At 44.6% G+C, this 23180-nt stretch carries 20 protein-coding genes; 6 read left to right on the forward strand and 14 right to left on the reverse strand.

Annotated elements, in window-relative coordinates; translation table 11 throughout:
* Positions 1 to 47: 47 nt before the first annotated feature.
* The 3 genes from OCV50_RS21145 to OCV50_RS21155 all read right to left on the reverse strand — a co-directional run bounded on the left by OCV50_RS21145 (position 48) and on the right by OCV50_RS21155 (position 2545).
* Positions 48 to 554 carry a DUF2059 domain-containing protein gene (locus tag OCV50_RS21145; protein WP_261904566.1) on the reverse strand — a complete coding sequence of 169 codons (507 nt, stop codon included), beginning with the start codon at positions 552 to 554 and terminating at the stop codon, positions 48 to 50.
* A 332-nt stretch (positions 555 to 886) separates the two neighbouring features.
* The gene (locus OCV50_RS21150) at positions 887 to 1405 is read right to left on the reverse strand and encodes an NUDIX hydrolase (RefSeq protein WP_261904567.1); all 519 of its coding nucleotides are present in this window, start codon (positions 1403 to 1405) and stop codon (positions 887 to 889) included.
* Positions 1406 to 1612: 207 nt separating this feature from the next.
* The gene (locus tag OCV50_RS21155; protein WP_239840290.1) at positions 1613 to 2545 is read right to left on the reverse strand and encodes an exopolyphosphatase; all 933 of its coding nucleotides are present in this window, start codon (positions 2543 to 2545) and stop codon (positions 1613 to 1615) included.
* 239 nt (positions 2546 to 2784) lie between these two features.
* On the opposite strand from OCV50_RS21155, the gene OCV50_RS21160 reads away from it, so the two are divergent.
* Together OCV50_RS21160 and OCV50_RS21165 are read left to right on the forward strand one after the other, a co-directional pair.
* Positions 2785 to 3039 (forward strand): putative hemolysin, encoded by a 255-nt coding sequence (locus tag OCV50_RS21160; RefSeq protein WP_261904568.1) that lies wholly within the window; start codon positions 2785 to 2787, stop codon positions 3037 to 3039.
* Between the two features lie 227 nt (positions 3040 to 3266).
* Complete coding sequence (locus OCV50_RS21165; RefSeq protein WP_261904569.1) at positions 3267 to 3956, forward strand: hypothetical protein; 690 nt, start codon at positions 3267 to 3269, stop codon at positions 3954 to 3956.
* A gap of 4 nt (positions 3957 to 3960) precedes the next feature.
* On the opposite strand, the gene OCV50_RS21170 is transcribed toward OCV50_RS21165, so the two are convergent.
* Complete coding sequence (locus OCV50_RS21170) at positions 3961 to 4824, reverse strand: ElyC/SanA/YdcF family protein (protein WP_261904570.1); 864 nt, start codon at positions 4822 to 4824, stop codon at positions 3961 to 3963.
* Positions 4825 to 5077: 253 nt separating this feature from the next.
* Here OCV50_RS21170 and OCV50_RS21175 point away from each other — a divergent pair, with 253 nt between their 5' ends.
* From OCV50_RS21175 to OCV50_RS21185, 3 genes are all read left to right on the forward strand, one after another.
* A complete protein-coding gene (locus tag OCV50_RS21175) occupies positions 5078 to 6448 on the forward strand; it encodes an L-serine ammonia-lyase (RefSeq protein ID WP_261904571.1) in 1371 nt (456 codons plus the stop codon).
* Positions 6449 to 6857: 409 nt separating this feature from the next.
* Positions 6858 to 8336 carry a peptide MFS transporter gene (locus tag OCV50_RS21180; protein ID WP_239840295.1) on the forward strand — a complete coding sequence of 493 codons (1479 nt, stop codon included), beginning with the start codon at positions 6858 to 6860 and terminating at the stop codon, positions 8334 to 8336.
* A 228-nt stretch (positions 8337 to 8564) separates the two neighbouring features.
* Positions 8565 to 9350 carry a siderophore-interacting protein gene (locus tag OCV50_RS21185; RefSeq protein WP_261904572.1) on the forward strand — a complete coding sequence of 262 codons (786 nt, stop codon included), beginning with the start codon at positions 8565 to 8567 and terminating at the stop codon, positions 9348 to 9350.
* A gap of 82 nt (positions 9351 to 9432) precedes the next feature.
* Here the strand turns inward: OCV50_RS21185 and gntR are convergent, their stop codons facing one another.
* The 10 genes from gntR to OCV50_RS21235 form a co-directional block, all read right to left on the reverse strand.
* The gene (gene gntR / locus OCV50_RS21190; protein ID WP_261904573.1) at positions 9433 to 10434 is read right to left on the reverse strand and encodes a gluconate operon transcriptional repressor GntR; all 1002 of its coding nucleotides are present in this window, start codon (positions 10432 to 10434) and stop codon (positions 9433 to 9435) included.
* Positions 10435 to 10580: 146 nt separating this feature from the next.
* Entirely contained in the window at positions 10581 to 12119 is a 1539-nt protein-coding gene (gndA, locus tag OCV50_RS21195; RefSeq protein ID WP_261904574.1) for an NADP-dependent phosphogluconate dehydrogenase, read from the reverse strand.
* Complete coding sequence (locus OCV50_RS21200) at positions 12116 to 12625, reverse strand: gluconokinase (protein WP_261904575.1); 510 nt, start codon at positions 12623 to 12625, stop codon at positions 12116 to 12118. Before OCV50_RS21200 ends, gndA begins: the two co-directional genes overlap by 4 nt.
* An 85-nt stretch (positions 12626 to 12710) precedes the next feature.
* On the reverse strand, positions 12711 to 14033 hold the full coding sequence (locus tag OCV50_RS21205; RefSeq protein ID WP_239840300.1) for a TRAP transporter large permease: 1323 nt from the start codon (positions 14031 to 14033) through the stop codon (positions 12711 to 12713).
* Positions 14026 to 14583, reverse strand: coding sequence for a TRAP transporter small permease subunit (locus OCV50_RS21210; RefSeq protein ID WP_261904576.1), 558 nt, complete (start codon positions 14581 to 14583; stop codon positions 14026 to 14028). The genes OCV50_RS21205 and OCV50_RS21210 overlap by 8 nt, the downstream gene beginning before the upstream one ends.
* A gap of 85 nt (positions 14584 to 14668) precedes the next feature.
* Positions 14669 to 15685: a TRAP transporter substrate-binding protein gene (locus OCV50_RS21215; protein WP_239840301.1), complete on the reverse strand. Its 1017-nt coding sequence runs from the start codon at positions 15683 to 15685 to the stop codon at positions 14669 to 14671.
* A 202-nt stretch (positions 15686 to 15887) separates the two neighbouring features.
* Complete coding sequence (locus OCV50_RS21220; RefSeq protein ID WP_261904577.1) at positions 15888 to 16790, reverse strand: EamA family transporter; 903 nt, start codon at positions 16788 to 16790, stop codon at positions 15888 to 15890.
* A gap of 104 nt (positions 16791 to 16894) precedes the next feature.
* Complete coding sequence (phnR, locus tag OCV50_RS21225; protein WP_261904578.1) at positions 16895 to 17599, reverse strand: phosphonate utilization transcriptional regulator PhnR; 705 nt, start codon at positions 17597 to 17599, stop codon at positions 16895 to 16897.
* A 77-nt stretch (positions 17600 to 17676) separates the two neighbouring features.
* A complete protein-coding gene (locus OCV50_RS21230; RefSeq protein ID WP_261904579.1) occupies positions 17677 to 19386 on the reverse strand; it encodes a putative 2-aminoethylphosphonate ABC transporter permease subunit in 1710 nt (569 codons plus the stop codon).
* Between the two features lie 20 nt (positions 19387 to 19406).
* Positions 19407 to 20516, reverse strand: a complete 1110-nt coding sequence (locus tag OCV50_RS21235; RefSeq protein WP_261904580.1) for a putative 2-aminoethylphosphonate ABC transporter ATP-binding protein — start codon at positions 20514 to 20516, stop codon at positions 19407 to 19409.
* Between the two features lie 388 nt (positions 20517 to 20904).
* Between OCV50_RS21235 and OCV50_RS21240 the strand changes: the two genes are divergently transcribed.
* Complete coding sequence (locus tag OCV50_RS21240; protein ID WP_261904581.1) at positions 20905 to 23088, forward strand: TonB-dependent receptor domain-containing protein; 2184 nt, start codon at positions 20905 to 20907, stop codon at positions 23086 to 23088.
* Positions 23089 to 23180: the final 92 nt, after the last annotated feature.

A 23180-nucleotide genomic window follows, 5' to 3' on the forward strand; every position in this document is an offset into this window, starting at 1 on the left:
CACCAAAAGGTTTTGCTCTCTCGGCGATCAAATCAACGCTGGAAATATTATTGCTTCTGACTTTCCTGCTTGCGGTGCTCTTTCAGTTTTCTGTCAAACTCTTCGGTGAGCGCTTGAACCTCAGGCATTAACCTTTGGGCCATTGCCTGGCTTGTGACCATCGACTCTTGCATCACAACAGGCATTTTACTCAGGATACTTTGACCCGTTTCTGAACGATAGAACTCTAACATTGCTGTGATTTCTTCTTCCGTAAAATGCTTGTTGTAGATGTCGAGCATCATTGGCTCAAACTGCTTCCAACTTAATTGTTCTTGCATCACTGCACCAACTTTTTGGTAATACTCATCGAACAAAGGGCGCTCGGACTCCGTAATCTCTAGGTTCTGGTGCAAATTGTTCATCATATTCTGAATCTGGATATGCATAGCATCTACCATTTCATCCAGATTCATCACTTCTACTAACGCATCCACTTTTTCTTGTTTAGAGGACTCGGCTGCTGATAAATGCAAAGGCAATAACAACATCAACGCAATAACAACTTTCTTCATTATTTTCTCTCTCAATATACTGCAACGCATAAATTTGACGGTACAAACCAAAATTTCTTTATGAAAAACATCCATAGTTACCGGATAATTCCCACTTAATTCATTGACACAAAAGGCAATATTGAGAACATATATCATTTAGCATTATAAAATCGAGCAAATATCGCTAAACATTACAAATATGCGACATGACGAATAATGAAACAAAAATTTGAAGGGGCTCAGGAGAAAAATGGCAAGTCGACGACACGAGGCTGGAGACCGTAAGAAGAGTTGTGAAACATGATATGTGGGGCAGTACTGAACCTAACTACCCCATATGCGCTTGTAAATTACAGCATCTCTTTGGCAATCAAATGCAGTAGGAAGGTCTCTCGCTCAATGCTCATGCCCTTTTTAGGACTCTCAGCCATGGTCTTCTCGTTATGAGCAATGGCCTCATGAATGTTAATCCAGGCCGGTTTCATACCGTTCTTTACTTCATAATCTTCATACGCGGTGTCACCCAGTTCGGTATCGATTTTACAGGTGTAACAGTAGGAGATCATGTGCATGATATCGGCGTCATCTTTATACCAAGGACGGAACTCTTCAAAAATGCCAAATGGCTTAATACCATGAATATTCTGGGCCCCTGTCTCTTCTTGCAGTTCACGAACCATACCTGCAATAACGTCTTCACCCTCGTCTAAACCACCACCAGGAATGGTGTAATCATGGTATCGCTCTGTATATAGCATCAGAATATTCTCACCATCCAACACAATCGCACGAGCTGCGTTGCGCTTGTATACAGTTTGGTTATCTAGGTGTTCTATATCTGGATGGATACTTGTTTTTAGGTGTCTCATTATCGTTATAGCTCTACAAAATTTGGCGGCATCATATCACAATCATGTATGGATTGAATTCCGTCTCGTATCTGATGGTTTGAATCTAAACTGACATCCAATCCATCAAAAGCTCAATACACAAAAAGCCTTACACGCATCTTCATGTAAAGATGCCTATAAGGCTTTGATACTAAGTATAAAATTCAGGTTATCGGATAGTTCAGCTTAACCGTCTGCTGTAATTACTTCGATGAGTGCTTGTTGAACCTGCGCAGCTTCATCAACCGCTATTTGGCAAGTACCGGCCGCGATGTGACCTCCGCCACCATATTGCAACATCAATTCACCAACGTTCGTTTTAGAGCTGCGATCAAAGATAGATTTACCAGTCGCAAATACGATGTTTTGTTTCTGGAAACCCCACATCTTATGAATCGAGATATTGCACTCTGGAAACAGTGCATAGATCATAAAGCGGTTGCCCGCATAGATAGTCTCTTCATCTGTAAGGTCAAGGAAAACTAAATTCTGATGGACCTGTGCACAGCGTGTAACCTGCTCCTTAAACTTCTGCTCATGTTCACGATAAAGATCGATACGTTCTTTTACATCAGGCAGCTCGAGGATTTGATCGATTGTATGATTTTTACAATAGTCAATTAAGTCCATCATTAGAGCATAGTTAGAAATTCTAAATTCACGGAAACGACCAAGACCAGTACGAGCGTCCATCAGGAAGTTAAGCAAGTTCCAACCCTGTGCATCCAGTACTTCATCTTTGTTGAACTGTGCTGAGTCCCCTTTATCAACCGCTTCCATCATCTCCTGCCACTCTGCAGGGAATGTTGCAAGGCCGCCATAATGATCCCAAACCACACGCGCAGCAGAAGGCGCATCTGGATCGATAATATGGTTAGTGCGCTCACCCGTGTTTCGAATAGTTTCAGACAGGTGATGATCGAACGTCAGGTATGATGAAGGGACGTAAGGCAAATTGGTTACAATGTCATTCTCCGTTATCTCAATGATGCCATCTTGCATATCTTTTGGGTGAACAAACTTAATGTCATCAATGAGGTCTTGTTGTTTTAACAATACAGCACACACAAGGCCATCGAAATCACTGCGCGTAACGAGTCGGTATTTTTGGTCTGACATCTTCATTCCTTTGTCATCAAACATTTCAAGCTAAGATAACCGCACAGAATATCTATAATCAAGACATTCACTTACCCCATATGCAAGCAATATAAGTAAGCTTGATCCAACACTCAAAATCCGCCTAAATCTGAGGGATTATTACACTAATTCAACCTGTTGCTTAAATTATCACGGATTTTTCCTGATTCTAAAATATACTCTTTAGAAGAGCTTCCTAACCTTGCTAAGGAGATAGCATGAAAACAATTGGCTTGATGGCAATGTTCACTTTGGTTTTAGGGGGTTGTGCGAACGAGTACGACCAATACAGTGAGTCTGAACGTGTTTCAATGGCAAACCCGGCTGCCGTTTACTGTGTTCAACAGGGTGCAGAGTTAGAGACAGTGACAGAAAATGAACAGCGCACCACTTATTGTGTCTTTGAAAACGGTGAGCGCGTTGAGCAATGGGAGTATTACCGCCAACACCACGAGCAAAAAGCAGAAAACTAACGCCTCTATTTCAAGTGGCCGAAGCGCCACTTGAACACTTCACCTTATCCTCTTGATAAATAATTACTATTTTTTAGCCCGTTGTTACTTTTGTCGTCGCTAGGCTTCTCTTTTTACAGTACGCGCCGCAAATGAACAGTGTTTTATTCCTGACATTCCTCTGACATTAGGCCATCTTCGACCTATAAAATGTACGCTGTGTTACACTTATTTACAGATTGTTCTTTATGAAAAGCCAAGCGAAAAACAGCGACCAAAGCTCGATGTCTTTAGAGATCCCTGAATTCAACATCTCTCAATCGACGTCTCAAGTCATCTTCAAGCGCTGCCAAACTGCGCTTATCGTTCTTGCCATCGGTATCATCGTCAACCTAGCACTGCGCATCGACTTTGTTTTTCTGGGTGGCTCAATCAACGAAACATCTATAACCGAGATGTTGGAGCAGTTTCTGCTACTTGTGGCTTCTGGCGCATTCGCCTACTTAGCCAAACAAAGAAATGAAATAAAGCATGCGGCAGTTTTAATAAGTGCATTTTTTGCGGTTCTGTTCATTCGAGAACTCGACTTTTGGTTTGACCAAATATCACATGGCTCTTGGGTTTACCCAGCGATTCTAGTCGCGGGCAGCGCTATATTCTACGCAATTAAGAACGGTAAACGCAGCCTAGATCAACTCGCTTATATTTTAGCTTCACCACACATGAATTTGCTTATTACAGGTTTAATGTTACTGCTTGTCTTTTCTCGTTTATTTGGTATGGGCAGTTTTTGGCAAAATGTGATGGGTGAATTTTATATCCGTGAAGTAAAAAATATCGCCGAGGAAGGAACTGAACTGCTCGCTTACTGTTTGATTGGCTTTGCTAGCGTTAAAACCGTCAACGGCTTTAGAAAAAAGGCAAAGCAATCATCTTAATCGCTCAGCGCCACCAGCGTGTATCCAGTTCTTGCTCCGGATCTAGATAGCGATTGAGCAAAGTCAGGTTAGTGTCCAGCAATGCGAGATACTCCCTGACTTTTTCTTTGTCTGCATCCACGGGAGTTTCTTCAATACAGGTTTGTAACAGAGGCAGTAGCGAATCTAACAAACTCAATTGAGCCTCCACCGACAGTTTTTTCGCTTTATTGATTGCCTCTATCGCTAATTCAGCAGGTACCTTTCTAGTCTGCACTTCTTGCCCAACAAAGCGTCCAGCCACCGTGCCTTCAAGATAAACACGATATGTCGTTAAGCTATCAATCAATAGAAAGAGCTCTCCTTGCACTGTCATATGTGGGTATGGCACCACAACATGCTGCTCAATATCTCGTTCAATATTCAGAGACACTCCCAATTGCTGACAACGCTCTTCAAGTACTCTAAGTAACCCCTGCGCGTCCATTAACGATTGAATCTCAAAAATACGCTGTAGGTGATAGTCATTCGATACAAATGTCACATTCAACGGCTGACCGTGTTCAAACAGACCGCTGTCGATAAGTTCCGACGCCAGATTATGAATATTCTCTATGGTGTTGGTTGATTGTTTCTCTAATAGTCTCGCTTGAAGGTCTAAAGGAGATTCAAGTTGACTCTCAAGCTGCAAGAAATACTCATACATCACCTCTGCTTCAGACAAAGTTTGTCCCGGTGTGACACCACCACAAAATGCAACCGCCAATTTGTTGTATGAACGGCCTGCCAGATAATCAATGGCAGCTTCAACTCTGCCCCTTCCTTCTGCAGTCAATTCATTCTTATTTAGCCGCTTACCCAGCACAACCAGCAGGTTTTTAATGCTCATTTAATGTACAAGTCTCGTTTTCGCAATTAGATAGAGTGAATTATGTATACAATACTTGTTAACAAAAGTATTTTTAAATTCTCATGAGTTGCTCGCAATAACGCTCACTATTGATGACAACTTTATAGGTAGTAAATGCCCATGAGTATAAAACATAACAATATCATTCATACACTATGCTCATAAGAAGCGAGGTATGTAAAAACAGTTACACCAGAGTTCGTACGAAGCGAACCCTTCACAGGAAGTTATTATGCTGTCTATTTTTGATATCTATAAGATTGGCGTTGGACCATCAAGCTCACATACCAATGGACCAATGATCGCAGGGTTTCAGTTTACTCAAAAAATTGCCCCTAAATTGGAAGAAGTGGCGAGAGTGCAAATTGACCTTTATGGGTCTCTTTCTCTAACGGGTAAAGGACACCACACTGACCGTGCTACGATTTTGGGTTTACTCGGTAATAAACCGGACACCATTAAAATCAGCAGTGCCAATCAAGCGATGCAAAAAGCCATTGAAGATAAGAGCCTTGCTGTTAGCGGTCATCATAACGTTCATTTCGACGTTGAGACCGACATGCTATTCCATAGCACCAACCTACCCCTGCATGAAAATGGCATGACTATCTCTGTATTCAATGCAGAGGGCGTACTGCTTGATATGGAAACCTATTACTCGATAGGTGGCGGCTTCATCGCGACAGAAGATGAGCTCCAAAATGGTAAACAAGAGCAAGAAACCCAAGTTGAATTTCCTTTTAGCTCTGCCGATGAATTGCTCGCGCTTGCAGACAAAAATGGCCTCAGTTTAGGTGGCTTAGTTCTGCGTAATGAAACCTCATTCCAAGATATGGAAGCGATCAACCAGCGTACTGAACAGATCTGGAAAGTGATGTCACTCTGTATGCAACGTGGCTTTGAGACCGAAGGGATTCTTGACGGTGGTCTAGAAGTGACTCGACGCGCTCCTGCTCTGCTGAAAAAGCTAGAAGCCAACGCAGCCATTGAAAACGATCCGATGGAGATCATGGATTGGATTAACCTGTTTGCTTTCGCGGTAAGTGAAGAGAATGCAGCTGGTGGCCAAGTGGTGACCTCGCCAACAAACGGCGCAGCAGGCGTAATCCCAGCAGTACTAATGTACTACCACCGTTTTATCAAAGAGCTTGATACTAAACAGCTTAAGGACTTCCTTGCTGTATCAGGCGCGATTGGCATCTTGTATAAAACCAACGCTTCGATTTCAGGTGCTGAAGTAGGCTGCCAAGGCGAAGTCGGTGTATCTTCCTCAATGGCGGCAGCTGGTCTTACTGCGCTGCGTGGTGGCAGTAATGAGCAAATCTGTATCGCCGCTGAAATCGCCATGGAGCACTCACTAGGCATGACTTGTGACCCAATTGGCGGCCTGGTTCAAGTGCCTTGTATTGAACGTAATGCAATGGGGGCGATGAAAGCCATCAACGCCTCTCGAATGGCACTGAAGCGCACCAGCAAGTGTTTGATCTCTTTGGACAAGGTGATTGAAACTATGTACCAAACAGGTAAAGACATGAACAAAAAGTATCGTGAAACGTCTTTGGGCGGCCTAGCGGTGATTCATATGGCCCCACCGTGTGAATAAATAACTTTGATGGTCAGCCTCATTAACTTGAATTGAAGCTACACCTCACAACGGTAAACTAAGTTTCCAAATTTAAAACAAAGCCAGCCTTAGCGCTGGCTTTTTGTTCGCTTGGGAACACCTTTTATAAATCACCGTCATTGTTTGTGAATTTCATGCGATTAATCCTTAACCAAATTCCCTTTATTAACTGGGGACTTAGATTAAAACCGCTCACAACTCATGAGACATCGCCCTGCGCAATCTTATCTTGCAATTTTCATTCATGAAAAAAATCAATGCCAACATAAGAAAAGATACGGCGAGTTAAAACTCTAATGAGACAAATGTTTCATTTTATGTCTTGCTAGTAATGATATTATAATTAGGTGATTACACTATATCTTAATATAAACGTGAGAAGAAAATAATGTGGAATAGATTAAATAAATCAATGATGTTCTGCCAAATGATGTTTGGATTATCATTCTATGGCGTACTCGTTAGCTTAACCCGTTTCTTCCTTGAAGACCTAAACTACAACGAAGCAGATACCATGATGATCGTGGGTGCCTTTTCCGCGATTGGTCCTCTCTTTGCTATCGCTGGTGGCTTCATTGCCGATAAATTCCTTGGTGCTTACCGCTCTCTTACTATCAGTTTCTTAGCATTCGCGTCTGGTTACGCTCTTTTAGTTCTAGGCGCATCGGCAACCAACGTTCCACTTTCTATGTGTGGTATCGCACTAGCAAGTTACGGTCGTGGTTTGATGTCTCCTTCTTACCCGAGCCTATACAAGCGCACTTTCAATTCTCAAGAAGACTTTGAGAAAGGCTACCCAATCAACTACTCAATCAACAATGTGGGTGCTTTCTTAGGGCAATATCTATTCCCAATGATTGTGCTGGTTATTGGCTTCCACGGTGGTTTCGCTATCTCAGGCATCATGGCAGCAGCGGCGCTAGGTATGCTTATTATGAGCCGTAAAGGCCTTGTTGAAGTCGGTGCAGAGTTAGACCAAAAAGCAGTTCCGGCAAAAAACTGGGCAATGTTTGGTGCACTTTCAGTCGCGATGATCGGTCTTGTATTCTTCATGTTCTCTAACATGGATGTCGGCCAAAACATCGTTTACGCCATTGGCGGTGCAGCCATCCTTTACTTCGTGTCTCTGATGTTCAAAGCGAGCAAAGCTGAGTCTCTGAAGATGGGGACTATCTTAATCATCACTTTCCTAACTACATGTTTCTTCGTTTACTACGGTCAGATGATGACCTCGATGAACATGGTAGCGATCAACACGCTGAAAGGTTCTCTATTTGGCTTCATTCCGCTAGAACCTGAAGCGGCAATGGCGATGAACCCGCTATGGTGTATGGTTGGTGGCCCTATCGTTGCTGGCTTCTTCGGCATGCTAGAGAAACGCGATGTTCACCTATCTACAGCAACCAAAGTAGCATTGGCGTTCGTACTGACTGCAATTGCATTTGGTATCCTAACGTTTGCTGTAACAACGGTTGGCGAAGACGTGATTATCCGTCCAGAGATCTTCCTAGCGATTCACTTCTTCCAAGCAATTGCTGAAGTTATCGTAGGCTCAATGGTTGTTGCCTTCATCCTATCTGTAGCGCCTAAGCACATTGAGAACTTCTCTGTAAGTCTATTCTCTGTTGCTATCGCTCTGTCGGGTATCGTGGGTGCCGTATTCTCTACGTCAATCGCGTTGGAGAAAGGTCAAGAGATCACTCAAGAGATCGTTCAAACGGTGTATGGCGACTACTTCCAGCTTCTAACAGTGTTAGCAGTAGTGATGGTTGTTATCGCTATGGCGGCATCGTTCGTGATTCGTAAGATGCTAGATGCAGCAAAAAATGCAGAGCAAGCGGTTGAGCTAGAAGAAGCGAAAAGCTAACTCCAGTCACCAGCCTGCACAGTAATTACAGTATGTAATTACGCCACTAACGCCCTAATACCTGATTAGGGCGTTTTTTTATCTCCCCCCATTATTCACGCCTCTTTATTCTCAAAAAGTTTATGCCAAAACTGCATGGCGTAAATTCATGTAAATGATAACCATTTCTATTGAGTCATTTAATGAAGGCTACTATGATAGTTAGCTTATAAAGAAAGAGAGTCCACTATGAGTAAGCCAAGTCCTATCCAAGTTACTGTTACAAGTACCCAAACCATCACTCCAAATATGCAGCGCATCACCTTAAGCGGTGATGGCCTAAGTCGCTTCCCGAATGACTGTGAAGGTGGTTACATTAAGCTATTGTTTAACGAGATAGGTGGCACAGACTTAACAACTCTCGATGAAGGGCAACGTCCAACCATGCGTACCTACACGATTCGTGAGTTCAACCCAGAGGTGCCTTCAATTGACGTCGACTTTGTTCGTCACAACACCGTGGATTTACAGTGTGGTTTTGCTGCTCGCTGGGCGATGAATGTACAGGAAGGTGAAACCATTACCATTGGTGGCCCAGGACTCATTCAAGGATTAAACAAAGACGCTGATTGGTTCTTCTTAGCTGCGGATATGACTTCTCTGCCTGCTCTTTCGGCAAAAGTAAAAAGCCTACCGCGTGATGCAAAAGGTTACGCTGTTATTCAAATCACCTCAGAGCAAGATAAACAGCCATTGGACGCACCAAGTCATCTTGAGATCATCTGGTTGGTAGAGTCGGATCAAACGCCATCGCTGTCCGATAAAGTTCAAGAACTCACTTGGCTTGAAGGCACTGCTGCTGTCTGGACAGCATGTGAATTCGAGAACATGCGAGCACTGCGCCAATACTTCCGTAACGAGAAGGAAGTGGCTAAAGAGAATATCTACATCAGCAGCTATTGGAAACGTGGCGTTAGCGAAGATGGTCACAAGGTTCTAAAAATGGAAGATGCTAAAGAGCAAGCAGACGCTTAAGCCAACGACTAACCTGACGAATAAATAAAACGCCCTTAACCGAGAACGGTAAGGGCGTTTTTTTAATGATTAGAATAAGCAGCTAGATACTTTCACCAAGCTCAATCGCGTAACCTAAATCCAACTTAGCCGTCCAATCCGTTCTACCTTGCAAACGCGAAACGATTTGCTCAGCAGCGACCTTACCTATCTGCTCCCTTGGGGTAATCACCGTTGCTAAACGTGGGGTCATGGTCATCGTGATATCGTGACCATGGAAACCCGCTATCGCCATCTGTTCAGGTACCTGAATGCCGCGTCGCACGCACTCATAGAAGGCACCGATTGCCAAGTCATCGTTAGTACAGAAGATGCCGTTAGCCTCAGGGTGTGTGTCTAGCAATTCACCAAGCAGCTTTGCACCTAGCGTAAACGATGAGGCATCTTCAGTTTGAATCGTCAATGGCGTGAGTGCGTGCTCCTCCATAGCGTGTTCATAGCCCGCCATCTTTAATCGTGTGCGCTCATCCATTCGAGCTGCAAGGTACGCAATATTTTGACGGCCTCGAGTGATCATCACTTTGGTCATTTCTCTCGCGGCATCGAAGTTATCAAAACCGACTGCTTGCTCGATACGTGGCGAAACCGAGTCCATGATCTCGATAACAGGAATCGACGCAGTTTGAAGCATCTTGCGAGCTCGCTCAGTATGAACATTTTCAGAGAGGATGATTGCGTCTACATTGTAAGACAGCAGTGATGCAATACTCTGCTCTTCAAGCTCTTCACTATAACCATAGTGAGCAATCATGGTTTGATAACCTGCAGGCGCAGTAACCTGCTCTATCCCACGAATCACTTCTGCAAAAACTTGGTTTGTTAACGACGGAACCAGCACGCCAATGGCGTTACTTTTTGCGTTTGAAAGGATATCAGGGGCGCGGTTTGGGATGTAACCCAGCTCTTCAACCGCTGAATTAATTTTGTCTCGTAGTGCTTCAGAGACTTGCGAAGGGTCTCGTAAACAGCGACTTACGGTCATTTTGGTGACGCCAACTAAATTGGCAACATCTTGTAAAGTAGGACGTTTTTTCTTATTTGACATAGTAAGTTAGTTATTATTGTTATTGATTATGTTACTGGTAACAGTGTATCCAACTGAATTAGGATTTGAAGCCTTATCTCGCGAAATGTTGATGTAATACCACAAACAAAAACGTCCCCATAATGAGGACGTTTAAAAGGTAGGCACTAAGCTTCAATCTCTGTGCGTGGAGTTTCACTCCACGTTATATGAAACTTCTGTTGTTCGTCTCTATCGATGCGCGAGTAAGTATGCGAACCAAAATAGTCGCGTTGTGCTTGCAGTAAGTTAGCAGGTAATACTTCACAGCGAAGTGAATCGAAGTAACCCAAAGCGGAACTGATGGCCGGCATTGGAACACCTGTTAACGCTGAGTTTGCGACGACTGCTCGCCATCCAAAAGAGCGTTCATGAACCTCTTCAACAAAACGATTCGCAAACAACAAGTTACTCAATTCGGCATCACTTTGGTACGCCTTGGTGATGTCTTGCAAGAAAACAGCTCGAATAATACAACCTGCACGCCAAATCTTAGCAATATGGGCAAAATCGAGATCCCAACCCTCTTTGATTGAGGTTGCTTTCATTAAGTCAAAGCCTTGAGCGTATACCGAAAGCTTAGCGCAGTACAATGCATCATGTAGCTCTTCGATGGTCTCTTGTTTGGCCTTACCGCAACTTGGTTGGACGTGCGTTCGCAACACCTTCGCACCTTGTACTCGTACCGCTTTCTGGCTACTTTGAGCGCGAGCGAATACCGCTTGAGCAATGGTTGGTGCTGGCGCCCCTTCTTGAAGACTATTCACTGCCGTCCAAAGGCCAGTACCTTTCTGCCCAGCTTTATCAAGCACCACTTCCACAAACGGTTTCTGTGTCGTTGGATCTAACGTCTGCAAGATATTAGCGCTGATCTCCATCAGATAGCTGTTCAGTACACCTTGGTTCCAATGCTCGAAGACCTCACCAATCTCTTGTGCTGACATAGCCAAAACGTCAGACATAAAATGGTAAACCTCACAAATGAGCTGCATGTCCGCATATTCAATGCCGTTATGCACCATTTTCACATAGTGACCAGCACCGGCCGGGCCCAGGTATGCCGCGCAAGGTTCGCCCTTGTCAAATTGACCAACGGGCAAGCCATTTTCGTCAACCTTAGCTGAAATAGCTTCCCACATTGGTTGAACGTAATCCCAAGCCTCTTTGTCACCGCTAGCCATCAATGCAGGGCCTGTACGAGCCCCTACTTCGCCGCCAGACACCGCCGTTGAGAAGAAGCGTAGTTTGCCTCGATATTTCAGCTCACGCGCTTCAGTATCAGTCCAAAGGCTATTACCAGTATCGATAACAATATCGTCTTGCTCAAGACCCGCCACTAATAGGTCATCAATTACAGATTCAACAATATTGCCAGCAGGGACTGATAATGCAATCACGCGCGGCTTAACCAGTGAGTCGAGAACTTGTTTGAGGTCAGTGGCTTTGAAAAAGCTCCCTTTATCAACTTGTTGCGCTAGTTCTTTTGCTTCTGATTCAGCATGCTCACGATGTGCTTCACTGATATCAAAGCCTGTCACGTTGAAGCCTTGATCGAGTAGATTCAAAGCAAGGCTTTTGCCCATAACACCTAGGCCAATCATCGCAATATTGAACTGAGATACGCTTGGTTGAGAGCTGTTTGATTGAGAACGAGTTGAAGTGCTCATGACTCCTTCTCCTCAAATTGTTTAATCGCGTGTAGCGCATCAGCAACAACACCTTCCACACCTTGTGCAATATCGACAAACAATGCTTCATCTTGTTGTGGTTCAACCAATGCTTCAAACTGGCTTTTTAACATTGCTTCACCGTTGAAGTAGTGATTTTCACGGGATTTATGACGATTCCAAATCGTGTCAAACGAACCTTGTAAGTAGACAATCACTAATTCTCGGTTATTGTTCCTCAGAATGTCACGGTACGATGGTTTTAGTGCTGAACAGGCAATCACCGCCGCTTCATTCTCAACGTAAACCCTGTTTAAGGTTTCCAACCAACCTTGGCGGTCATCGTCGTTTAGAGGAGTACCTTCTGCCATCTTGTCCACATTTGATTGTGGGTGGTAATCATCACCATCATGAAAAGGCAGATTTAGAGCGTGAGCAATTTCGCTACCAATCAAGCTTTTACCGCAGCCTGAAACGCCCATTACTAAAATTTTTTTCGCTTTCATTGGACAATACTATCCTTAGCCTCCAACTCACACTGGAGGCTGTCTATATAATCTGGGGATTCTTTAGGTCTTTAAAAGGTGGGGATTATTTCCACCACATCGCGAGCTCAGGGAATGCAATCACCATCCCGAGTACCAGAACCTGTAGGCCGATGAATGGCAGTAGTGAACTGAAGATCTCGCCCAAGCTGATGTCTTTCGGTGCCACCGATTTCAGGTAGAAGGCTGCTGGGCCAAACGGAGGTGATAGGAATGACACCTGCATGTTTAGACAGAACACCACACCGAACCATACTGGGTCGTAACCAAGACTTGTGATGATTGGTACGAATATAGGCATCGTTAGAAGCGCTACACCAACCCAGTCAAGGAACATACCTAGAACCAATAGAATAACCATCATGATAAGCAGTGTTGCAAGCGGGCTACCGCCACTTAGGCTTAGAATCACCTCTTCAACAAAGTCGATACCGCCCATTAGGTTGTAGATACCAACCAGCGCGCTTGCACCGATACCGATCCACATGATCATGCCGCAGGTACGCATAGTTGCGATGGCACTCTCCTTGAGCATATTGAAGTTAAGCTCACCACGAATCGCTGCGGAAATCATGATACCCACAACGCCCAGAGCAGACGCTTCTGTTACTGACGCGATACCTGTGTAGATACTGCCCAGAACCGTTGCTACTGAAAGCAGTGGGAAGAACAGTGCTTTGAAGTAGCTTGGCTGATTTTCCATGTCTTCCGCGATCTCTTCATCACTTGGAATCGGAGCCAGAGATGGATTCAACTTACAACGAATCAGTACATAACCGATGTAGCAGCCCGCTAGGATGAATGCTGGTAGGAACGATGCTTTAAACAGGTCACCAATCGACACACTCGCTGTCATACCGTAGATGATAAGTACGATAGATGGAGGAAGCATGGTACCTAGCGCGCCACCCGCACAAGTTGTACCGATTGCTAGCTTGCGGTCGTAACCAAGACGCAGCATTTGTGGCAGAGCAAGAATACCCAGCAGCACAGTCTCACCACCGATAACACCAGACATTGAAGCAAGCAGTACCGCAACCAATAGGGTCTGTACGGCAACGCCACCACGAACTCTTCGGCCTACTGATTTCATCGCATCAAACAGGTCTCGAGCAATACCTGATCGGTCAAGCAGCGCCGCCATTAATACAAACATCGGAACCGCTAGGAAAACGTAACCTGATGCAAAGCTGTAAGTACGGCTAGCGATTAAAGGCAATGCGTCTGGACCAAACCAAAACAGTGTGAAAAAGATGGCTACGAAACCTGTTACGAATGCCAGCTGCATACCTGTCAGTAGCAAGCCGATCATCATAACCAGCATGAGGACACTGCCCCATGCGATGCCAATAGAAGATAAATCAAACATCGTCTTTCTTCCCTAGCCCTACAATCTCTTGGATTAGGTGCAATACAAACTGGACAACAAGAATACAAAGACAAACAAAGATGATGCCTTTAAGAAGTGCTGGGTACGGAGCGTTCAGTACCGAGCCTGACGTTTCAAGACGAAGGTCACCCCACGGTGTAAACCAAGACTCTTGAACCATAAAATAAGAGGCATAAGCCAACATACCGGCAAACGCTAAACCTACTACGTGGTGAACTAGGTTTAGGTATTTTCGAGTTTGAGAAGAAACTGAATCGTAAATAAGAACAACTCGAACGTGTTTGTTAGCAGCGAAGGCGTAAATACCGCCTACGATAAATAGCGAGCCACCAACGAAAGATGCGGTTTCATGTACCCATGTTGTTGGGGCATTAAACGCGTAACGCATCACCACTTCGTAAAAAGAGATAAGTACAGTGAAGATGAACAAGCCACTTAGAACATTACTGACCTTGATGATAGCGCGGTCGAGAATGTTTCTTGGTTGCTCTTCTTGCTCTTGGGGCGCATGAGACGTTTTATCTGTCATAACGTATTACTCAAAAAAAACGGAGGGCAAATGCCCTCCAAAAGAGAAGCTAAAATAGGTATTTAGCCTGGATAATCGTTGTGAATTAAAGTAGACCGTTGGTCTCTAGGAAGCCAGTTACAGAGTCATAGACTTTCTGTGCATTTGGAGAACGTTCAGCAAATACTTTCCATTGGCCTTTCGCGATTTCACGGAACTTCTTACGCTCTTCGTCTGACCAATTGTGAATCGTAATTTCTGGATTTGCTTGCGCTTCTTTCACTGCAGCTTGATCAGCCATTTTCAGTTGAGTTGTCATGTCGTACGAGAAGTCACGAACCGATGTTTGCAGAATGATCTGTAGATCTTCAGGCATTTTGTCCCACTTCTTCTGAGAGATAGAGATGTCGATCAGAGGAAGAGAGTGGAAACCCGGTTGCACTGGGTGGGTCGCGATGTCGTTCATACCTGCTTTTTGGTTCGTAGAGAATACGGTGTAGTCAGCCGCATCAATAACGCCCTTGCTTAGGCCAGTAAATACTTCAGAACCCGGTAAGTTAACTGGCGTTGCGCCTGCTGCTGCGAATACTTGCTGTACTAGACCTTCAGGAGCACGCAGCTTTAGACCTTTAAGGTCATCAACGCCGTCGACTGGTACTTTTGAGATGAACGACTCAACACCCGTAGTCGAAGCACCAACGAACTTAACGCCGTATGGAGCGTAAAGCTCAGTCATAAGCTCGTTACCACCGCCGTAGTTCATGTATTGCAGCAGTTGTGTTGTATCAGACCACGCACCAACCATGTTACCGATAAGGCCAAATGCTGGATCTTTACCAGAGAAGTAACCTGTCGCTGTTACTTGGCCATCAAGGATACCCATTTTGATCGCGCCTAGCGTTTCTGTGTGCTTAACCACAGCACCCACAGGTAGAAGGTCAATGTCGATACGGCCGTTAGACATAGTCTCTACACGCTCAGCCCAATTCTGTTGAACTTTGAAGTTCAGATCACCAGATGGATCTGAAGATTGAATTTTCAATTTGAAGTCTGCAGCCATTGCAGAAGTCGCGAATAGACCTGTTAGGGAAGCAGCAATCAGCGTTTTAGTCATAGCTTTCATTCGGGGTATCCTTATGGGTTTCACTTAATCCGGTTTGTTATTTTATGTTACCGGTAATGTTGAGTGCGATGTTACCGGTAACTTTACCGAACTGTCTATGAGAGAGATCACATCTTTAACAACAGTAAAACGTTTGCTATCAATAAGGGAATTGCGTGCGAAAAGTCACACTTCAAGAATGAGGAACTATATAATAGTTATTTTAAAACAATGAGATAACCAAGCCGAAGATAATAAAAAGCACACCTACACCACGAGTCACGTGCCACTTTTCCTTTAAAAAGTAGATCCCCATCACAACACCGAAGATGATGCTCACCTGCCTCAACGCGACAACCAAGCTGACATTTTCAGTCATGGTCATTGCAAACAGTACTAATCCATATGTGGCAGCCATCATCACACCGGCTGTTGCTGCTTGTTTTCGAATGCGCCACGCGTTTACAAACTCAATACTTTGATTGGAAACCAATAGCCAAATACTGAGAGGTAAAGCTATCGCCCAGAACTGCATTCCCAAATAAAAGACCGATGCATCTCTATTTGTGACAGTGCTAGCGTCGATATTACCGAGCAACAACAAGGCTTCTTTATCAATGATCGAATAACCAGTGGTACCTATTGCTGCGATTAACGCCCAAAGCACACCTAGATTTAAATAAGCTCGTGGCCTTAGATCTTTAAAGCTCTTAAGCGGAACCACTAGGCAACCTAGAGTGATCAGCGCAAACCCAAACCATTGGTTGTAAGCCAATGAATACCCTAAAACCCAGGTGCCTAACCCCACCATCAATACAGGCAATGCGCGAGCCATCGGGTATATCACGCCAATATCCGCCTGTTTGTAAGCGACACCTAACCCCACTAAATAAACCACCTGACAGATTCCACTCAGCAGTAATAGGTGCCAAAAAGGTAGACCGATACTAGAGAAACCGACGGTATTGATGTACCAAACTAGGTAAGGGGTGAGTAAGGTGGCAGCAGAAAAGCTAGACGCTAAGAAGAAGGCCGAACCAGAGCTTTGATTTGATTTTCCAAGCACATTCCAGCCAGCATGCAACAGAGCTGAAATAATCACTAAAACAATGGCAGACAGTTCCATGTTCTTCCCAATTTTGATGATAAAAAAGGTCTCTAATTTAGAGACCTAGATAGTATTTGATATGCCTATCAGACGAGCTTATATGTGTTCAATCATCTAGTCATTTATCGTTCAAGATGAGCGACCGATTCAATACTGATGGCATCGTGTCGCCAGTATTCAATATCGCAGTCAATTAGCTCACCATCTTGGTTGTAGTTGATCCTTTCAACCACCATCGCCGGTGATCCAGATGTCGCCCGAAGTGCCTGAGCCGTCTCGCCCAGCAACGAGGTTGTACTTACTCGATAACGAATCGTTTGATATACAACACCAAAATGCTCTCGGTAAATATCTGTTAGTGATTTAGAGAGATCATGTTCAAGCAGGTTCGGGAACAACTCAGGGCGAATATAGTTAGTGACATACACCACCGGCCTATCTTCAAGATAACGAACTCGATCAACTCGGTATACATCAGAGAATGGTGCCAGCTTTAGCAAGCGTGTCGCCTCTTTCGTCGCCAATATTCCTTTGGCAGCAACCAACTCCGTCTTCGGCTGACGGTTTTGAGCCAGTGCCATATTGGTGAAGTTGAGTGTTTGCGTTGGGTCGTAACGAAGTGGCTCCGGTGAAATAAACCAACCCCTGCGATCTTCGCGGTAAATGCGCCCTTCCGCTTCCAACGAAGACAAAGCTTCGCGCAAAGTAACGCGAGTCGTATCGAACGACTCCGCCAGTTTTCGCTCCGCTGGCAGCTTTTGTCTTGGAGAAAGCATCCCCGACTCAATCTGCTCAACGATGACATCTTTAATTTTTACGTACTGCACCAATTTTCCTTTTAATTGTTCTTTTTGGTAGCCACTCCATGGCCACTCATATTAATTCTGATTCGCCAAGCCGCGAATTATCGCTTACGCCACGCTTGTGTGCGTTTCTCAAACAGTTTATTGACAATTAAGTGCACAACTTTCGCACTTGCTGCTGCGAGCATAATCATCACTGCCATCGCGGCAGCGGCCCCTGTTTGACCGGCATCATCCATATTAAGTACCGAGACCGACGCAGGAATAGTGTCCGTTGAATATAAGAATACTACCGCAGAAGTCGTGGTAAGTGCATTAATAAACAAGTAGGTCGCAATATCTAATATCGCGGGTAAGCATACCGGTACCGTCACCTTAAAGAACAATTTGTACTGTGGCAGATTGACCGAAGCCGCCGTTGCTTCAATTTCTGCTGGAAGTTGCTTTAATGCAGTAAGAGCAGTCATGTGACCAACCGTGTAATAATGCACCACCGTATTAATCACGAGGAATGTCATCGTGCCATAAAGAAAGTTCAGCGGATTGTTCAAGTCATTGAAGTAGAAAATGTACCCCAAACCTAGCACCATACCTGGAACGGCCATTGGTACAACGCTCAGCATCTGCATCACTTGGCGAATCGGCGCAAACGCACGTCCTTTCTCGATGCCGTATGCTCCGAGGAAAATCAATACGGTACCGATAATCGCCGCCCATGCACCTAGTGTCAGCGAGTTATAAAACGGAGTCCAACCATACGTACTCATTTCAGCGAAGTTGTAATTATTGAGTGTAAGCGCTTTGTTCCAAGGCCAAAACGTTACCATTGAGCCGTAGATCGCCATCCCCAAAACAACCACCACTGCAGCAGAAATCGTCAAGCAATAGATAAAGCAGACACTGTCTCGAATCACACTAGGCTGAGGTTGATAGGCGACCGAGCGTGTATCAAAGAGGCTTTTCTGCTTCTTTTGAACCCAACGATCCACGCCAAATGCCAAAGCGGCGGGTAGTAATAACAAAATACTGGTGACAGCACCCATAGAGAAGTTCTGCTGACCAACCACCTGCTTAAAAATATCAGTAGAAAGAACGTTGTAACTCCCGCCGATTACTTTCGGTACACCAAAATCACACACCACCAGCGTAAATACGACGATCAATGTGCTGATCAAACCATATTTCGCAGCTGGCAAAGTAACGACAAAGAACGTTTTAATCGGTGATGTGTTGAGAGCACGTGCGGCTTCATACAAGCGCGCATCGGACGTTCTAAGAGAAGTGGTCAGAATCATGAGAGCATGTGGAAATGTCCAAAAAATCAAACCCAACGAGATGCCAATCAAGCCATAGACTGAGTGCCCACCGAGCACTTCTTTAGCGATACCCTGATTACCAAACAGAAAGATTAAGCTTATCGCAGGGAGCAGTGAAGGCGCTAATATCGGTGCAGAACCAAGTACTTGGAATAACCCTTTCATCGGCATACAAGAGCGCGTTAAGGCATAAGCATAACCAAACGCGAGTACACCTACGACAACTGTCACCAGTAACCCAAGAGTAAATGTGTTACCCACCGACTGCCAAAGACTTGCTGAAGAGAAATAAGTCGCGAAATTTTGTAGGCCGACAAACTCCCCTTCACCGTTCTGGACACTTTTCTTAAGCATCGCCCACAATGGCATCAAAATGAACAGTACCATCACCACAGACAAGGACGCCAACAAGCTGAATAGGATGACGTTATCTTTACTTACTCGTGCGAGAAGCGGTGTCACGCGCTGCTGAATTCGTTGCTTAGATTGCATCATTTGTGTCGATTCCATGACAATTACGCCGCCTCATCTTTAGATACAAGACGTTCATTGCTCGAGTATGCGCGCAACCCTTCTTGATCGAGCGCCACATAACGAATGTCTCCACGACGCAGTTTCATGTCATTAAAGGTTTTTACCGGCACATCGACCACAATCTGCTTCGCTCTTGGGTCGTGCTGAAGTTCACACTCAACCCGGTAGAATGCCCCCAGGAATTCACTCGAAACGATACGAACAGGAAGAGACTCACTAAAGCGATCAACAAACTGGATCTGCTCCGGTCGCACAGCAATATCAAAGCGGTCACCAACGTTCGCATCCAAGTTATCTAACTCTGGCAAAGTTAGGATGGATTCCGCGATGCGCATTTTTGAATCGGCAATCACTGACGTTTCAATGAAGTTCATGCAACCAACAAACTCTGCAACAAATCTTGTGGCTGGCTTTTGATAGATCTCTTGCGGCGCTCCTACTTGTTCAATCACACCATGATTCATCACCACAATGCGGTCAGCCATCGTCAAAGCTTCATCTTGATCGTGTGTCACCATGATAGTAGTGATCCCAAGCTTTCGTTGCAGTTGGCAAATTTCATCACGTAAATGGGTTCTTACTTTGGCATCCAACGCAGAAAGCGGTTCATCAAGTAGTAAAAGCCCCGGTGAAAGTGCTAATGCGCGAGCAAGAGCAACTCGCTGTTGTTGACCACCTGATAGTTGGTTCGGGTACTTCTGTCCAGAGCCCGGCAAGCCAATGGTTTCAAGCCAACTCTCAACCGCTTCAAGCGCCTCTTTGTTCGACATGCCCTGATTTTTCAAACCAATTGCGATGTTCTCTTCCACAGTCAGGTTAGGAAAGAGCGCATAAGACTGGAATACAATGCCAAAATCACGCTTTTCTGGTGGTAGAAAAGTGGTATCAACTTGGTTCTGTTCAATGCGTCCAGAAGTAGGAAGGTCTAATCCCGCAATCGCACGCAGAAGGGTTGTTTTTCCGCAGCCAGACGGCCCTAAGAAACAGACAAACTCCCCTTTCTCGATAGACAGGGAGATGTTTTTTAACGCCGTAAACTGACCAAACTGTTTTACAACGTTTTCTATATTCAGATAGGTTGAATTGCTCATTTTCTGCAGCACTCTTTAAATGGTATATACCAAATTTAAACTCTGAATATTTCAGTTGAGTGACAAATTTATAGAAGCTAAATGACAGTTATATTGCGTTTGTATAACGGTTCGGTTTCGTATTCAAAAAGTGCTTAAAATTGGCATCATTCATGTGTCGAAGCTGAGTACCAATACTCAGATTCCCCTATGCACGCCGTGTCTCTCACCCAAGAACGCTAGATTTATCATCTTCATACAAACCACACGATTAGATCATACATCCAAAAAACAACACAATAATAGTGATAACAACCAAACATTAATGATAATAAATATCATTAATGTTTGTATAACTTATAAATATTCATATAATCCTCCCTCCAAATAACTACTATAAGTCATTGTTATGAGTATTTACTCAAACCCCACTTTCAAGTTAAGCCTGCTCTCCATCGCTCTCTTTCAATCTTTTTCCGCAGTTTCGTCTGAAGTCACGGATGAATCTGTCGAGGTCATCGGTGTTCAATATGCCAAACCTATTACCGTATCCGAACCCGGTCAAACCACCATCGATTGGCAAGAAGTGGAAGAACAACAGTATTCCAACTTTGCGTCCCTGATTGACTCTGTACCTGGCGCACACCTCGATGGTGGTGCTCGTTCAGGTGGTGAGCGTATCAATATCCGCGGTTTTTCTGACCCAAGTGACATCGCAGTGTTCGTTGATGGTGCACCGATCGGTTTTCAACAATACCGCTACGGCACATTTTTCTTTGATCCTTTCTTAATCGGCGAAGCGGAAATTATTAAAGGCGCGCATGATTATCGAGCGCTTAACGGCAAGTTTGGCGGCACTATCCATATCAAAACGAAGACCGTAGATGACTTGCTTGCGCCGGGAGAAAACTTCGGCTTCCGTGCAAATCAAAGATACAATACCAACGGCGACTCTATGGCATACAACCTAAGCGTCTATGGTAAAAGTGATACAGGGTTTTACTATATCGCCAACGGGTCAGTGACGGACTCTGACGATATCCATGTCGGTGGCTCAGATAATGGTCTAGATTATTCTGGATATGAGCAAGAAAACATGCTGTTTAGAGTAGGTTATGAAAACGACCATCACCAATTTGAAATAAGCCACACTCGCTACAAAGATGAAGGTCGTAAGCCGTGGGCTAACCGACGCGGAGAGATGCCCGACATTACAGAGTGGACCATAAAAAAATATGGCTCACTAGAAGCTGCAAAATACGCATACACGGTTTACAACGAATACACCGATAACACGACAACTGCTTCATATCATTACATGCCGTCTAGTCCTTACATTGATTTCAACATTAAGGCTGCACGCTCTGAAAATGATCGTCACTGGGTTCGTCCAGATATTGCATTTGAAAAAATGTGGGTGTCAGTGGGTAGTTATGGGCATGAATCATGGCTTAGCTACAAGCGAGATTTTGTTGATATCTACAACCAAGCGATACTTGGTAACCACACTTTAGTCGCGGGGCTTCAGTATCAAAGAACTGAACGCGATTCGTTGGTGTTCAATGCGTCATACGATAGCAAAGCAGAGAAAAATTACGGCTGGTACACGCCCTACTACGAGCCTTCTGGTACGCAAAAAACCTATGCGGCTTATATTGCAGACCACTTCCAAGCGACACCTAACTTTATGATTACTCCGTCGGTAAGATACGAGTATGTGGTCAGTGAGGGTAAAGGGAATGCTGCACCAGATTATAACGATCCAGCTGCGGGTCACGACTATAGTGAAACAACACATGAAGGTTTTAGCCCACGCATCGACCTTGATTACGAAGCGACGGATAACACACGCTTGAACTTCTCGTACGCGTACGCGTTGAAAACACCAACCATCGATAATTTGTATTCCGTTCAATACGCTCGTGCAACTGCCACGGCGACCGCTCGCGACCTTGAGGTATCACGAATTCACGCTTACCAAGCCAGTATTATCAACATCACCGACGGATTATTTAGCGATAGTGATTCTATCGGTACTGAGCTCACTGTTTTCTACAATGATGTGAGTGACCACGTCCACAACCGAGTGGGTGCGAACCTAGACAAAGAGACAAGTGAGAATCAAAGTTGGAACACTAATCTAGATGGCTACAAGAATCACGGTTTCGAGCTAATCAGCCAGTATCGTATCGCTGATTTCTTTAGTGATTTTTCTGTAGCCTACGTTCGCGGCAAATATAAAGGCAGCCTTGCGGACTCAACAGGCAGTGATGAAGATTTCCCTAATACACCACCACTCAACATTAACCTTGGTTTGGGCTATGAGTGGAGCGAAGGTTTGACGACGGGTTGGAAACTTCGCTGGTACGACGCTCAAACCAAAACAGGTGAAGACAAAACCTACAGCAACCAACCTAGTGAACAATATACTCTGCAAGACATCTATGCGACATGGGAAGTTCAGCAAGTTAAAGGGCTTTCGTTTGGTGCCGTTGTCACTAACTTAACGGATCGTTACTACGAAGCGTACCTATCTAACGGTGTGGCTTCACCGGGTCGAGAAGTTAAGCTAAGTGCCGCTTATCAATTCTAAAAAGCACTGAGTTCGTATAAGACAACGATGATTCTCGCTAATCGCATGCCGATTAGTTCGAGCTCGACAAAGGTAACCAAACGAATTTTGGT

The organism is Vibrio fortis (assembly GCF_024347475.1).
Classification (GTDB): domain Bacteria; phylum Pseudomonadota; class Gammaproteobacteria; order Enterobacterales; family Vibrionaceae; genus Vibrio; species Vibrio fortis.